Here is a 13,266-nt window from a genome sequence, read left to right on the forward strand (position 1 = left end):
CGCCGGGCGGCGACGCGCGTGCTCAGGCGCCGTCACGCGCCGTCAGGCGGATCCCGTCGTTCTCTCGGGTCGCCCTGATCGGAACGAAATCCTGCAACTGTCTCAACATCGTAGCCTCGTCGCCGATACGAAGCGCGCCGGTGAACCGGAGCGCCCGGGCGGACTCTGATACACTAACCGGCTTGTTGAGATAACGCGACAGATCCTCTCCGACCGTGCCCAGATCAGTTTCGCGATAGACCAGCACGCCCTCATGCCAGGCGGACGCCTGGCCAGGATCGATTCTGGACACGACGGCGGCCGCCGACCCGTCCTGGACCAACTGCTCGCCCACGCCCAGCTGGACAGTTTCAGGCATTGCGTCCCCGGACACCGCGACGAGGCCGCGCCGGACGCCGACCGAGAACCGTCCGTCGTGGGACAGCACGTTGAATACGGTGCCCAGAACGCGAATCTCGTGAGCTTCGGCCGCGATCAGGAACGGGCGTGCGGGGTCATGCGTCACGTCGAAGGCGACCTCGCCCCCCGCAATGGCGACCTCGCGATCGCGCGCGCCGATGCGGACCCGCAGGTCGGAATGGCGGTTCATCGACAGGCGCGACCCATCCGAAAGGACCACCTCTCGCGGAGCGCCGTCGGTGCTGTAGGTTCTGAAACGGCCTTCGCCGCTGATTTCCGGCCAGAAACCCACGACCATGACGGCCGCGGCGGCGGTGGCGAGCAACGGGGTCAGCCAGGCGCGGCTGAAGCGGCCGCGGGCGGGCTTGACGTCGTTGGCCGCGATCGGGGCGACGACGGCTTCGGCGGGGGCATGGGCCTCCAGCGCGACCCAGATCTGTTCGATCCGGCCATAGGCCTCGCCTCGGGCGGGATTGGCTTCCAGCCAGGTCTGGAACTCGAGCCATGCGCCTTCCGGCGCGTCGGCGTCGCCCACCCGGACGAACCAGTTCAGCGCCTGATCATGGATGTCCGAGGTCGTCATGCGTGCGCCAGCCGAGTTCGCGTCGCCGACACCGGCGCCTGACCGTTAGACGGCGCCGCCATGGCGCCACCTCCACCAAAGGTCGCAGGATTCTGCTCGCCGTGCGCCCTCATTGTCGAACCTTCGCGGCCAGAATCTTCAAGGCGTCCATCATGTGCTTCTCAACCGTGCTCTTCGAGACATTGAGATTTCGGGCCACCTCAGCGTAGCTGAGGCCGTCGAACTTGTGCAACCGGAAGGTGGTTCTGGTCCTGTCCGGCAGCCCGTCGAGCGCCGTCATCAACTGGGCCAGTCGCTCGCGTCCGGCGACCACGGTTTCGGCCGATGGCGCGTCGTCCAGGTCTTCGGTCGGACCTGAGACATGGGCGACGTCCCGCCATGCAGCGTCGCGGGCGGCTGCGCGACGGTTCGAACGCCAGCGATCCATCATCAGGTTCGATGCCAGCCGATAGAGATAGGCGCGCGGCTCGCGCACCTCGGAGGTCCCATCGACGCCGACGACCTTGAGGTAGAGATCCTGCAACAGGTCCTCGACATCGGCGGCAGGCCCCAGCCGCGCCAGGAAGAAGCGCCGCATAGCCTCTCGCTGTTCGAAATAGGTCGACAGCAACGCGGGCGCTGGCAGCGCGGTCAAAGGCCGAAATCCTCCAGGTCCGGTTTCCGGAACGACTTCGCGCGCCTGAGTTCACCGTCAAAAACTAATGCCGTGCTGAATTTGATGAGGCAAGCCGAGAACTTGCGCGATTTTTCTGTGAGGTGACGGTCCGGCGACGACGTCTTCCGTTTGAGGCCGCGACGGCGGCCGGTGCGGGGGCCTCGATGTACGACCTTTGGCGATCCGGTTTCGTCCGACGCTCGCTGACCAGCCTTGTCGCCGGCGGCCTGGACGCGCGCGATGTGACCTGGCTGCCGGATCAGGGCCTGTTCGCCTATCTCGCCGACCCTTTCGGGATCGACCGCGACGGCGTTTTGACCGTCTTCGCCGAGCATTTCGACTATCGCAGCCGCCGCGGCGAGATCCGCTATTTCCAGTATGACGCGACCAACGCCCTGGTGGGCGAGGGTATTGCCTTGGCTGAGCCGCATCACCTGTCGTACCCTTCGCTGATCGAGGATGGCGGCGAACTCTACATGCTGCCGGAGGCGTACAAGAGCGGCGGCCTGACCCTCTACCGCTGCGTCCGCTTTCCCGACCAATGGGAACCGGCGCACCGGATCCTCGATGTGCCGGCCATCGACGCGACCTTGGTTCGCCATGACGGCAAGTGGTGGATGTTCCATGCCCTTCCGGGTCCGGCGGACCGGGCGATGCGAGAGCTGCATGTCGCCTTCTCCGACGCTCTTGCCGGTCCCTGGACGCAACACCCCGCCAATCCCGTGCGCTCCGGCTTCCACGCCTCGCGGCCTGGCGGGACGGCGTTCGAGGCGAATGGCGCGCTGCACCTGCCGATCCAGGACTGCGCCGGGACCTATGGGGCGGCGATCACCCTCCTGCGCATCGAAACCCTGACGACTGATGCCTTCGAAGCCTCGGTCGTCCGCCGGTTCGAGGCCGGGGACCTGCTGACCGGCTATGCGGACGGCTTCCACACCCTCTCGGGCTGCGGCGACACGACCTTCATCGATGTGAAGCGCATCCAGCGCTCGGCCGCCGAGGGCTGGGTCCGCACCCAGTACAAGGTCCGCCGCCTGCTCGGGCTCAACGGACCGCGCGCACGGCGCCGGCCTCCGTCGGCAACGACGTCCACAACGCCGCCGGTGCTCGCCGGACGGGGGATCTAGAATGCGCGTCGCCGTCGTCATGCCTCGGGGGGCGCAGATGAGCCGCGCCAGGCCGAACTCCATGGAGACGGTGGCGGGAGCCCTGCTGGAGCCGAGCCGCCTGAAGAACCAGACCCACGTCATCTGCGACGCCGGCGCATCTGATCCCGCCCTGCCCAACCTCGTGGCCGTGCCGGAAGGTCTGAGCAGGTCGCGCCGCGCCGCCGTCGTCGCCCGTGCGATCGAGGCCCTGAACCCCGACTATGTCGAATACCACCAGCAGATCGCCTCCTCGGCCGCCCTGGCGCGCCGTCTGCCTGGCTGCGTCCACGTCCTCTATCGCCACACGCGCATCAAGCCGGCGCGGGGGCTGGTCAACCGGATGCGATATGGCGCGCGCCTGGCTGCCTTCGACCGCCTGGTGTTCGTCAGCGAGGCCGCGCGGGCGCAGTTCGCGGCCGACTATCCCCGCTTCGCCGATCGGGCCTCGGCGATCTGCAATCCGATCGACGTGAAGGGCTGGACCGCCGACCCCGACGACCGCGAAAAGCTGATCGTCTTCTCCGGCCGCGCCATGGCCGAGAAGGGGCTGGAGCCCCTGTGTCAGGCGCTTGAAGTCGTGCTGGACCGGTTCCCCGACTGGAAAGCGGCCCTGATGCTCGGGGATTGGGATCGTCATGCCGACTGGGCCCAGCCGCGCCTGCAGCCGCTCGAGCGTTTCGGCGACCGGGTCGCGATCCACAGGTCGGCATCGCTTTCGCAGGTCAGGGCGGTGACGCGCCGCGCCGCCATCGCCGTGACGCCGTCCTTGATCGCCGAGGCCCTCGGCCTGGCGGCGCTGGAGGCCCATGCGGCCGGCGCGGCCCTGGTTTCGTCCGGACGCGGCGGACTGCGCGAGGCCAGCGGACCGCATGCCGTATATGTCGAAGACCCGTGGGCCCCGGCCCTGGTCGAGGCGCTGAGCGGACTGATCCTCGATCCGGTCGCTCGCGTCGAGATGGCCCGCGCGGGTCAGGCTTTCGTCGTGGCAAACCACACCCCTGCCGTTCGCGCAGCCCAGCTCGACACGCTGCGGGAAACCCTGGTGGCCCGGCGCGTCGCGCCGACGGTCCGCGAGAATTTGCTCGTCCAGATGATCTCGGCGGCTCTGCCGGTGTCGGCCCCGCGCTGGGCCTGGACGTGGCCAAGGCCTCAGGGCCCCCTGACGGGGACCTGAGGCGTTCAACCATTCCATCGGGCGTCCCTGAACGTGCGATGGATCGATCGGCGTTGTCTCACGGCGGCGATCGTCGACGGGCCGGCTGGACATCGCGTCCATCCGGCCCGCATTTCTGTTTGAGGCAAGAGGTAGTCGAGTGGGCGCACGCACGTTTCTAACCAGGCTTTTCGCGGGCGATGCGGCCGTGCTGGCGATGAAGAGCCGTCGGGCGCTGAAAATCCGCAACCTGCCGGACCGCAAACTGCTGGCCGAAGCCTATATCCCCGCCTTCGCCGTCGAGGGCGGCAAGATCCTGTGGGTCGGATGCCGCGCCTACACCGCCGATGACTATCCGGTGCTCGAGGCCGGGGGCGGCGAGGTCTGGACCACCGACATCGACCCCGGCGCGGCGCGCTGGGGCGTCGTGGGCCGGCACCGTACCGGCGATGTCTGCGAGGCCGATGTGGTCTTCGCAGACCAGATGTTCGAGGCCATCGTCTGCAACGGCGTGCTCGGCTTCGGCGTCGATGCGCCCGAACAGCAACGTCGAGCGCTCCAGGCCCTGTCGCGGATACTCAAGCCAGGAGGTCGGCTCCTGCTGGGCTGGAACGTCGACAAGATCGCCGATCCGATCGCGGCCTCGCTGACCGAGCCCTGGTTCTCGCATCAGCCGTTCGCCGGCCAGCCGGCGCGCGTGACGTTCGCGGAAACGACCCACGTCTACGACACGTTCGTGCGCAGACCGTCGGCGAGCTGAGTCCGCCCGGGGGCAGGCCCCCTGCTGTGACGCCAGCGCCTGGACCACGCGTAGAGACCGCCGTTCCGCTGTTGTGTGTGCGTGCTGCGCGCTAAACCACCCGGATCGGCATTCCCGTCGTCAGCGAAATGCACACCAGGGTCCAGAACACATGCAGTTCCTCATCATCGGCCGCGACGGTCCCGACGCCGACGCTCCGGCCCGCCGCCAGCTCGCGCGTCCCGCGCACATCGAAGGCCTCAAGGCGCGCCGGGCGGCGGGCGAGGTCGTCGAGGTCGGCGCCCTGCTGGACGACGCCGGGTCGCCGATCGGATCGGCCATGATCGGAGAGTTTCCCGACCGCGCGGCCGCCGACGCCTATGTGGCGCAGGAGCCCTACACGACGGCCGGCGTCTGGGTGACGGTCGAAGTCACGCCGTTGCGGCTTCTGACCTGGCAATAGATCAGGCCCGCGTCGGCCCGGTGACGCCGTCCGCGTCCCGGGTCACGACCCAGGTCGACAGGGTGCGCGCCACATAGGGTTTGGCCAGGATGGTCGAGACGGTCTGCAGCTTCGCCTCCGCCCGCTCGGGCGTCAGGGTCAGCAGGACATAGCCCTTGGCCGTCTGGTCGCAGAACACGACCTCGTCGTTGTTGGCCGACAGCAGCGGCCCCAGCGGCAGGGGCGCGACGGCGTCGCCGGGCGAAGGACTGGAGATGGCGCTGGTGCCGAACTCAACCGCGCGACGCTCGCCGGCGGCATCCTTCAGGTCATTGACCCAGTAGGCGTGGCTGTCGCCGGCCAGGACGATTGGCTGCACCCCGGCCTCCTTGAAGGCGGCGTACAGACGCTCGCGACCGGCCGGATAGCCGTCCCAGCTGTCGAGGCCGAACGGCACGCCCAGTTTGTAGAGCTGGATCATCTGGCGAAGCTCGCCCTGAACCGCCTCGGGCAGGCCGCCGATCATGCCCTCGATCTGGGCCTCTGACGCGATCTTCGTGACGTCCGGCCCCATGACCCGGGCCATCACGACCTGATTGCCCAGCACCTGCCAGGGCTTTTTCGCAGACTTCGACGCCGCCAGCACGCCCTTGAGCCAGTTCCGCTGCGTATCGCCCAGCAGGTCCCGGTCCGGCGCGTTCAGGGTCGCATTGAAGGCGACGAGGTCGGGCACGCCGTCGACCATCGGCATGTCGGTCGCGTAGTCGAGCTGCCTGTTGCGCGCCAGCAGCCGGGTTTCGACCATGGCCAGGGTCGCCAGGTCGCCGAACTCGAAGCTGCGGTTGATGGCGTCGAGGCCGAGCCCTGCGCGCGGCTCCCGGATCGGCATCCATTCATAATAGGCGCGCAGGGCGATGGCCTTGCGGGCCGCATAGTCGCCCTCGGTCGCCTCGGTGTGGTTCTCGGCGCCCATCGACCAGGCGTCGTTGGCCACCTCGTGGTCGTCCCAGACGCAGATGAAGGCGGCGCGGGCGTGGGCGGCCTGAAGATCGGGGTCCGACTTGTACTGGGCATGACGCAGCCGATAGTCCTCGAGCGTCAGGATCTCGTGCGGCGGCTGGGGAATGCGGCTCAGGGCCGCTCCGGTGGACAGACCGTAGTCGTCGGGCGCCGCGCCGTATTCGTAGATGTAGTCGCCCAGGTGCACGACGGCGTCGAGCCGCGGCTCCTTCGACAGGGCGTCATAGGCGTTGAACAGACCGCCGGGATACAGCTGGCAGGAGACGACGGCGAGGACGACGTCGGGCGTCACGCCCTCGGGCAGGGTGCGGACCTGGCCGACGGGCGAAACGACGTCGCCGACGATGAACCGGTAGAAATACTCCCGGCCCGGTTCAAGCCCGCAACCATCCAGGTCATGCTTGACGGTGAAGTCACGCGCGGCGCGGGCGCGCAGGCCGGACGCGGTGCGCACCTTGTCGGAGAAACCGGCGTCGCGCGCGACCTCCAGCGTCACCTCGATGTCGGCCCCCGAGGCGTCGGCGGGCGTCACGCGGGTCCAGAAGACGGCCGAACGCGCGTCGGGATCGCCGGATGCGACCCCGTGCAGGAAGGCGACCGCCGGGCTGTGCGCCGGGGCGGCGAAGGCGGGTGCGGCGACGGAGCCGGCCCCGATCAGGCCCAGAAGACTGCGGCGGTCGATGGTCATGGCGGGCTCCGGCGACAACAGGAACCGGCGCCCCGGCGAACCGGGGCGCCGTCGAGACAGGCGTAGTCTAGTAGCGGACCGTGACGGTCGCGCCGTAGGTCCGGGGCTCGCCGGCGATGAAGGTCGGCAGGCCCAGGCTGTCGCCGGTATTGCCGGCGTCCTTGATGAACGCTTCGTCCAGCAGGTTGTCGCCGAACGCCTCGACCGACCAGTTCGCGCCGTCGGGGACATAGCGGACCCGCAGGTTCACCAGGCCGTAGCTGTCCTGGAACTCGTCGACGATCCGGTCGGGCACGAAGCCGGTGGTCTGCAGGTTGGTCCGGTCATTGTTGTCGTCGAAGAAGACCTCCGACTGCCAGCTGTAGGTCGGTTGGATTTCGAAGGCGCCGCCCGTGACGGGCAGGGTCACCAGGGCGCCGATCGAGACGCGGTGGTCGGGCGACAGGCGCAGGCGGTTGCCCTCGCGGGCCCCCGTCTGGAAGCGGGCGTGGTTGTAGCCATAGGTGGCGAACAGATCGAGCCAGTCGCTGGCCATCCAGCTGGCCTGGCCCTCGAAGCCATAGGCCTCGGCTTCACCGGCATTGGTGGTGATGAACTGGGTGCCGACCTGCTCGGTCGTCTGGAAGTTTTCATAGCTGTAGAAATAGACCGCGCCGTCCAGGCGGACGCGGCGATCCATCAGGGCCCACTTGAAGCCGGCCTCGTAGCTGTCGACGGTCTCGGCCGGGACCTCGGTGAAGTTAGGCGCGCCGAAGGGCGTGGACGGCACGGTCACGGCCAGCACCGCCGGACGACGGCCGCGGGCGTAGGTGGCGTAGAGGCTGGCGTCGTCCGACACGGCATAGCGGCCGGTCAGGCGGTAGGTCAGGCCGTCGTCCTCCAGATCGCGGGCGGTGACGTTGCCGTTGCCGGCCGTGGGCTGGAAGGTCAGGCCGAACAGCGGGAAGGCGGCTGAAACCGGAGCGTTGGCGGCGCCCGGGGTGGCCAGCTGGATCACCAGGCCGTTGGCGAAGGCGCCGAGCGCGCCTGCCTGCGCCAGGGCGGCCGGGGTGCCGACGGCGATCAGGGCGTTGATCTGGCCCTGCAGCTGCTGCACGGCCAGCAGGCCCCCGGCGATGGAGCGGCCGTTCAGGACCGAGGAGCCGAACGCCGTGGTCTTCTCATCCGAGGTGTAGCGAACGCCGGCGGCGAACTCGAGCCGGTCGGTCGGCTTCCAGGTCAGGTCGCCGAAGACGTCGAACGACTGCAGCTCGGTGTCGGTGGCCGCCGTCTCGATGTGGCTGGCCTTCAGGTTGTTGGCGATGCCGGCGCGGGCCGCGGTCGGGATGCCGAGCCCGGCCAGCAGCGGCTGCAGGAAGGCCTGCGACGCATAGACCGAGCGGGGCAGGGCGGTCGGCAGGACGGCCAGCGGCGTGCCGTCCAGGATGCCGGCCAGCTGGGCCAGGGCCAGGCGTTCGTCGATCTCGATCGGCGAGGACGACTGGTTCTCTTCGCGGAAATAGCTGGCGCCGACGAAGCCCGACAAGGCGCCGCCATTGTCCCAGTTCACGCGGAGCTCCTGGCTCCACTGCTCGCCGTCGGAGATGCCGATGCCGGTCAGGATCGGCAGGGAGATCCCGTCCGGGTCGAAGGTCTCGGCCGTCTCGAAGGTACGATAGGCGCTGACCGAGTTCAGGGTCAGGCTGTCCGACAGGTCATAACGGACCAGACCCGTCACGCCCCAGACTTCGCGGTCGATGCCCAGTTCGCTGCCACCCGGGATGTTCGACCCCGGCGTCAGGGCGGCGGGGGAGCCCGGATCGCGGTCGGTGCCCAGGACCGCGCCCGTGTTCGGATCCTGCGCGTTGTAATAGATCGAGCGGAAGCTGACGCCCGAGGGCGTGTCCTGCTGGTAGTTGGCGATCACGTCGACGCGCAGGCCGTCGGTCGGCTCGAAGGCGGCCAGGGCGCGGAAGGCCTGGGTATCGACGCCGTTGTAGTCGCGACCGTCCAGCAGGTTCTCGACATAGCCGTCGCGGGTCTTCATGCGGGTGGCGAAGCGGAAGGCGGCCATGTCGCCGACCGGCGCGTTCAGCATCAGCTCGACCATGCGGTAGTCGTAGTTGCCGATAGCGGCGCGGCCCTCGGCGGCGAAGCCGTCGAGATCGGCCTTGGTCTGGATCACATTGATCGCGCCGATCAGGGCGCCGCGCCCGTACAGGGTCGATTGGGGGCCCTTGGAGACCTCGACCCGGTCGACATCGAACAGTTCGACGAAGGCACCGGGCGCGCGCGAGATGGAGACGCCGTCCTGGTAGATCGACACACGCGGCTCATCCGAGGCGCCGGTCGAGTCCGAGGTCAGGCCGCGAATCACGAAGCCCGGATTGTTCGGCGACTGGTTCTGCACCAGCAGGCCGGGCACGAAGGCCGACAGCTCCTCGAAGTCCTGAACGCCGAGCCCGTCCAGGAACTCGCCGCTGTAGGCGGTCAGGGCGAACGGGACCTCGATCGGGTCTTGGGCGCGCAGCTGGGCGGTGACGATCACCTCTTCCAGCTGTGACGCCTGGTCGGCCGACATCTGGGCGTTGGCGGAGGTGGCCAGCGCGCACGCGGCGGCGCAGCCCATGAGGATGGTTCTGGAGTGAGTGCGATTGAACATGACAGCCCCTGTTGCTGTCCTGCTCTCTAGCCAGGCTTGGCGGCGCCCGAGCGACGGGGCGGTGATGGCGAGGTGACGCTTTGGGCGGGTTCGGACGGCTCGTCGCCGAACGGTCTCAGAGGCCCAGTCCGGTCCGCGCCTTCTTGGTCAGTTTCGCCGCCACGATCCGGTGGGCGATGGCGAAATGCCCGGCCAGTTCGTCGTCATCCCAGGCCTCGGGATCGGGCAGGTTCACCCATCTGGCCCGCGCCAGATAAGGCGCCGGCCGCGCCCTGCCGGTCTCGGTCAGGACTTCATAGGCGATGTCGGAGACCTTGAACGACACCCCGCCCTCCGCGCCGACCATCACGAACATCTTGCCGCCGATGCGGTAGGCGTCGTGAGGGTCGCCGAACGGATGGTCGAGCGTGACCCCGGGCAGGGCCAGGCAGACTTTACCTATGCCCGCCCTATCCATGAGGGGACGGGGCCATCCTCAGGCCGTGACGCCGACGCCGATCGGGCAGACGACGCCCGTCCCGCCGATGCCGCAATAGCCCTCGGGGTTCTTGGCCAGATAGCCCTGGTGATAGCCCTCGGCGAAATAGAAGGGTCCGGCCCCGGTGATCTCGGTCGTGATCTCGCCGCGACCGGCCCTGGTCAGGGCGCCCTGATAGGCGTCGCGCGAGGCTTCCGCCTCCTGACGCTGCTCATCGTCGAGATAGTAGATCGCCGAACGATAGGTCGAGCCGATGTCATTGCCCTGGCGCATGCCCTGGGTCGGGTCGTGCCCCTCCCAGAAGGTCTTCAGCAGTTCGGCATAGGAGGTCTCGGCCGGATTGAAGACGACCTGGACCACCTCGGTCTGGCCGGTCAGCCCGGTGCAGGTCTCCTCATAGGTCGGGTTGGGCGTGATCCCGCCGGAATAGCCGACGGCCGTGACCCAGACGCCCGGCAGCGACCAGAATTTGCGCTCCACGCCCCAGAAACAGCCCATGCCGAACACGGCGGTCTCGAACCCTTCGGGATGCGGCCCCTTCAGCGGGCGGCCGTTGACGAAATGGACCTCGTCGGTCGCCAGCGGCGTCGAACGGCCGGGCAGGGCGCTTGCGGCGTTGGGCAGGGTGGTCTTGTGGCTCAGCATCGATGCGATCCGTGAGAAAAGGGACAGGACGACCATATGGGAAGGCCCCGCGGTTTTGACCAGCGCGGCGCTTGCCCGAAGCGCCCGGCTGTTCTATCAGCCCTCCCTCCCCGGGCGACCTCCCGGGCGTTAGCCCTTGTGGTGAAACGGACAGGTGGCGGAGTGGTCGATCGCGCACGCTTGGAAAGCGTGTGTAGGTGAAAGCCTACCGAGGGTTCGAATCCCTCTCTGTCCGCCACGGCCCTGCTTCCAGGTCAGCCGCACAGCGCGAAGAACCGCTCCACCCCCGCCTCCGACCCCGGATGCGGCGCATAGACCTCCCGCTTTCCGTCTACCCATTGCGCGATCCAGCCGACGCGGCGGAAGCGCTGCAGCACGGGTTCGCTGGTCGCCGCCGTGGCGGTCAGAATGTCGCCGTCATGCAGTTGCGACGGCTCGCCCTCGGCGGGGAACCGCTCGGTCTCGCCGCCGGATTCCAGATATATTTCGCGATCGCCGGTCTGGCCCAGCGCGGTCAGATCGACCTTGCCGGACCCCGCCGTGCAGTCGAGGCCGAGGCGCAGGTCGTCGCTGGCCTCGACGCCGTAAGCCAGCCGGGCGACGTCCCCGTCCGGCGTATAGTGCCAGTCGTAGCCGGCCACCGGCCCGGGCGCCGGCGATGCCGCGGCCGCGACCACGGGTTCAGGCGTCTCCACGCTGGCGCAGGCGCTCGTCAGTGCGGCCAGCGCCAGGACCGGCAGCCATAGAATTCGCATGCGACCTCCCCGTTTCACCCGCTGCAAAGCTCGGTGAAGCGTCGCAGTTTGGCAAGGTGGGCCGTCGGCACCGCCACGGCCTGGTGGGTGCCGCCCACGGCGACGTCGAGCGCGCCGGTGACCAGGAACTGGCCGAAGACCGGATGATCGGTGCGCAGGGCCACCGACTGATGGTCGGAGAAGGCTTCGCTCTCTCCGGTCGCGGTGGCCGTTCCCGAGACGATGGTGGCGATGCCTGCCGCCGTCGCGCCGAACAGGTCCAGCCTCGCCACGCCGGCGCCCGGCTGGCATTCCAGAATGGCCTTCAGCCGGGGCGTGTCGGGGACCTCGTTGGCCAGCACCAGCGGCCCGCCCTCATAAAGGGTCCAGGTCCAGCCGCCCTGAGGCGCAGCCCCGTGGAGGGCTGCAATCGCAGCGATCATCGTCAGCAGTGTCATGGTTCAGGCCCCCCGCCCGGACAGGGTGGCTATGCCCGGCCCGGAGAACAATAGGACAGAAAATCGCGCACGAGGCGACGTTCCTCGGTGCTCGCGGCCAGCTGGAAGCGGCCGGCGTCGCCGACAACCGTCATTCGCCCGTCTCGGGCCAGCCCGGCCAGGGCCGGATCGTTTACCGCAAGAGTGGTGTCCTCGGCGGCGCCGCCCGACAGGGGATCGATCTCGATCCTGGCCTGGGTCAGGCGCGCGCCCTCGACCTGGACGTCGCCATAGACGACGGCGGTGCGGTCGCCCGGCATGCAGGTGACCATGAGCGCCAGCTGATCGGAGTTGGCCACGCCATAGGCCAGTTTCGCCAGGGCGCCCTCGTGATGCACGCTCCAGCTCATGACCGGCGCGGCCATTACGCCTGCGGTCGCGACTTCGGGCGCGACGTCGCTGGACTGGGCCGCAAAGGCGACCAGACCGAGAGCGGCGACGGCGGGAACGAGAACCTTGAACATCACTGGAAACCTTACGTCTGAAGACCAAACGCGGGTTTCCGTTAACGGTTCACGGCAGAGCTTCGGTCCTGACGGACCCGTGATGTTCAGGACACGGTGTTAACCGCTCCCTCTCTCCGTGTACCCCGCCTTCACCGGGGTGCACGGAGAGAGTGGGCCGCGCCCAAGCAGGGAGACGCTGCGCGTCGAGCGGTAGCGTCCCCGGTGGGGCCGCGCTCAAGCAGCGCGCGACCGCGTCGCGCGCGTTGGCGCCCTAGAATGGACTGAACCGCTCCACCAGGCTCTGGGCGGCCGGGGTGGCCTGGACCCGGCTGATGTCGCCGCGCCCGCCATAGCTGATGCGCGCCTCGGCGATCTGGGTGTGGGCGATCGTGTTGGCCGAGGAGATGTCCTCAGGCCGCACGATGCCGGCGACGGTCAGTTCGCGGACCTCGCGGTTGGTGCGCACTTCTTGCCGACCCTGGATGACGAGGTTGCCGTTGGACAGGATGTCGGTGACCACGGCCGCAATGGTCAGGTTGACCCGCTCCGAACGGTTGACCGAGCCAGTGCCGTTGGCGTTGGACTGGCCCTGAACGCCGACGAGGGCCTGCGGGTCGAAGCCGCCGGGGAAGGCGCGGCCCAGGCTGTTCTCCAGCCCGAAGAAATTAGTCACCCCGCCGGTGATGTCGTTCGTGCGGCTGCGGTTGGTGGTGTTGGACGTCTGGGCCTGATCGTCGATGTTGATGCTGACGGTCAGGATGTCGCCGACGTTTCGCGCCCGCTGGTCGCCGAAGAAGGCGCGCGCGCCCGTCCGCCACAGGGAGTTGGCGCTGGCCGAGCGCGGCTCGGGGACCGTCGTATAGGTCTGGCTGACCGGCACCAGCTGGGCCGGATAGCCGATCGGGGCCAGTTGCGGGCCCTGCACCGTCTCGACGACGGTGGAGCAGGCGCCCAGGGACAGGGCGGCGAGGGCGGCGGCGAGGACGGACTGACGCATG

At 68.6% G+C, this 13,266-nt stretch carries 14 protein-coding genes and 1 tRNA gene; 5 read left to right on the forward strand and 10 right to left on the reverse strand.

The window, feature by feature from the left end; genetic code table 11:
* Positions 1–22: 22 nt before the first annotated feature.
* Positions 23–982 (reverse strand): FecR family protein, encoded by a 960-nt coding sequence (locus ACP7A5_RS01675; RefSeq protein WP_426040278.1) that lies wholly within the window; start codon positions 980–982, stop codon positions 23–25.
* A 109-nt stretch (positions 983–1,091) separates the two neighbouring features.
* Positions 1,092–1,616: an RNA polymerase sigma factor gene (locus ACP7A5_RS01680; RefSeq protein ID WP_426040279.1), complete on the reverse strand. Its 525-nt coding sequence runs from the start codon at positions 1,614–1,616 to the stop codon at positions 1,092–1,094.
* A 185-nt stretch (positions 1,617–1,801) separates the two neighbouring features.
* Here ACP7A5_RS01680 and ACP7A5_RS01685 point away from each other — a divergent pair, with 185 nt between their 5' ends.
* The 4 genes from ACP7A5_RS01685 (at position 1,802) to ACP7A5_RS01700 (ending at position 5,140) form a co-directional block, all read left to right on the forward strand.
* On the forward strand, positions 1,802–2,764 hold the full coding sequence (locus ACP7A5_RS01685) for a glucosamine inositolphosphorylceramide transferase family protein (RefSeq protein WP_426040280.1): 963 nt from the start codon (positions 1,802–1,804) through the stop codon (positions 2,762–2,764).
* 1 nt (position 2,765) lies between these two features.
* Positions 2,766–3,959 (forward strand): glycosyltransferase family 4 protein, encoded by a 1,194-nt coding sequence (locus tag ACP7A5_RS01690; RefSeq protein WP_426040281.1) that lies wholly within the window; start codon positions 2,766–2,768, stop codon positions 3,957–3,959.
* A 139-nt stretch (positions 3,960–4,098) separates the two neighbouring features.
* On the forward strand, positions 4,099–4,698 hold the full coding sequence (locus ACP7A5_RS01695; protein ID WP_426040282.1) for a class I SAM-dependent methyltransferase: 600 nt from the start codon (positions 4,099–4,101) through the stop codon (positions 4,696–4,698).
* A 151-nt stretch (positions 4,699–4,849) separates the two neighbouring features.
* Positions 4,850–5,140 (forward strand): YciI family protein, encoded by a 291-nt coding sequence (locus tag ACP7A5_RS01700; RefSeq protein ID WP_426040283.1) that lies wholly within the window; start codon positions 4,850–4,852, stop codon positions 5,138–5,140.
* Position 5,141: 1 nt separating this feature from the next.
* Here ACP7A5_RS01700 and ACP7A5_RS01705 read toward each other — a convergent pair whose 3' ends face one another.
* The 4 genes from ACP7A5_RS01705 to msrA all read right to left on the reverse strand — a co-directional run bounded on the left by ACP7A5_RS01705 (position 5,142) and on the right by msrA (position 10,591).
* Positions 5,142–6,827 carry an alkaline phosphatase D family protein gene (locus ACP7A5_RS01705; RefSeq protein WP_426040284.1) on the reverse strand — a complete coding sequence of 562 codons (1,686 nt, stop codon included), beginning with the start codon at positions 6,825–6,827 and terminating at the stop codon, positions 5,142–5,144.
* Positions 6,828–6,894: 67 nt separating this feature from the next.
* Complete coding sequence (locus ACP7A5_RS01710; RefSeq protein ID WP_426040285.1) at positions 6,895–9,468, reverse strand: TonB-dependent receptor; 2,574 nt, start codon at positions 9,466–9,468, stop codon at positions 6,895–6,897.
* 115 nt (positions 9,469–9,583) lie between these two features.
* Positions 9,584–9,925: an MmcQ/YjbR family DNA-binding protein gene (locus ACP7A5_RS01715; protein WP_426040286.1), complete on the reverse strand. Its 342-nt coding sequence runs from the start codon at positions 9,923–9,925 to the stop codon at positions 9,584–9,586.
* 18 nt (positions 9,926–9,943) lie between these two features.
* On the reverse strand, positions 9,944–10,591 hold the full coding sequence (gene msrA, locus ACP7A5_RS01720; protein ID WP_426040287.1) for a peptide-methionine (S)-S-oxide reductase MsrA: 648 nt from the start codon (positions 10,589–10,591) through the stop codon (positions 9,944–9,946).
* Positions 10,592–10,739: 148 nt separating this feature from the next.
* Here msrA and ACP7A5_RS01725 point away from each other — a divergent pair.
* Positions 10,740–10,829, forward strand: a tRNA-Ser gene (locus ACP7A5_RS01725).
* Between the two features lie 16 nt (positions 10,830–10,845).
* Here ACP7A5_RS01725 and ACP7A5_RS01730 read toward each other — a convergent pair.
* The 4 genes from ACP7A5_RS01730 to flgH all read right to left on the reverse strand — a co-directional run bounded on the left by ACP7A5_RS01730 (position 10,846) and on the right by flgH (position 13,265).
* Positions 10,846–11,346 (reverse strand): hypothetical protein, encoded by a 501-nt coding sequence (locus ACP7A5_RS01730; protein WP_426040288.1) that lies wholly within the window; start codon positions 11,344–11,346, stop codon positions 10,846–10,848.
* 14 nt (positions 11,347–11,360) lie between these two features.
* Entirely contained in the window at positions 11,361–11,783 is a 423-nt protein-coding gene (locus ACP7A5_RS01735) for a hypothetical protein (protein WP_426040289.1), read from the reverse strand.
* 29 nt (positions 11,784–11,812) lie between these two features.
* The gene (locus tag ACP7A5_RS01740) at positions 11,813–12,286 is read right to left on the reverse strand and encodes a hypothetical protein (RefSeq protein WP_426040290.1); all 474 of its coding nucleotides are present in this window, start codon (positions 12,284–12,286) and stop codon (positions 11,813–11,815) included.
* 253 nt (positions 12,287–12,539) lie between these two features.
* Entirely contained in the window at positions 12,540–13,265 is a 726-nt protein-coding gene (gene flgH, locus ACP7A5_RS01745; protein WP_426040291.1) for a flagellar basal body L-ring protein FlgH, read from the reverse strand.
* Between the last annotated feature and the right edge of the window lies 1 nt (position 13,266).

It is taken from the genome of Brevundimonas sp. TWP2-3-4b1, assembly GCF_049897665.1.
GTDB lineage: Bacteria > Pseudomonadota > Alphaproteobacteria > Caulobacterales > Caulobacteraceae > Brevundimonas > Brevundimonas subvibrioides_B.

Bases quoted from the DNA above. Each gene is read 5' to 3' on its own strand.
- ACP7A5_RS01675 (WP_426040278.1), bottom strand. From the start codon at position 982: ATGACGACCTCGGACATCCATGATCAGGCGCTGAACTGGTTCGTCCGG.
- ACP7A5_RS01685 (WP_426040280.1), top strand. From the start codon at position 1,802: ATGTACGACCTTTGGCGATCCGGTTTCGTCCGACGCTCGCTGACCAGC.
- ACP7A5_RS01690 (WP_426040281.1), top strand. From the start codon at position 2,766: ATGCGCGTCGCCGTCGTCATGCCTCGGGGGGCGCAGATGAGCCGCGCC.
- ACP7A5_RS01700 (WP_426040283.1), top strand. From the start codon at position 4,850: ATGCAGTTCCTCATCATCGGCCGCGACGGTCCCGACGCCGACGCTCCG.
- ACP7A5_RS01705 (WP_426040284.1), bottom strand. From the start codon at position 6,827: ATGACCATCGACCGCCGCAGTCTTCTGGGCCTGATCGGGGCCGGCTCC.
- ACP7A5_RS01710 (WP_426040285.1), bottom strand. From the start codon at position 9,468: ATGTTCAATCGCACTCACTCCAGAACCATCCTCATGGGCTGCGCCGCC.
- ACP7A5_RS01715 (WP_426040286.1), bottom strand. From the start codon at position 9,925: ATGGATAGGGCGGGCATAGGTAAAGTCTGCCTGGCCCTGCCCGGGGTC.
- msrA (WP_426040287.1), bottom strand. From the start codon at position 10,591: ATGCTGAGCCACAAGACCACCCTGCCCAACGCCGCAAGCGCCCTGCCC.
- ACP7A5_RS01730 (WP_426040288.1), bottom strand. From the start codon at position 11,346: ATGCGAATTCTATGGCTGCCGGTCCTGGCGCTGGCCGCACTGACGAGC.
- ACP7A5_RS01735 (WP_426040289.1), bottom strand. From the start codon at position 11,783: ATGACACTGCTGACGATGATCGCTGCGATTGCAGCCCTCCACGGGGCT.
- ACP7A5_RS01740 (WP_426040290.1), bottom strand. From the start codon at position 12,286: ATGTTCAAGGTTCTCGTTCCCGCCGTCGCCGCTCTCGGTCTGGTCGCC.
- flgH (WP_426040291.1), bottom strand. From the start codon at position 13,265: ATGCGTCAGTCCGTCCTCGCCGCCGCCCTCGCCGCCCTGTCCCTGGGC.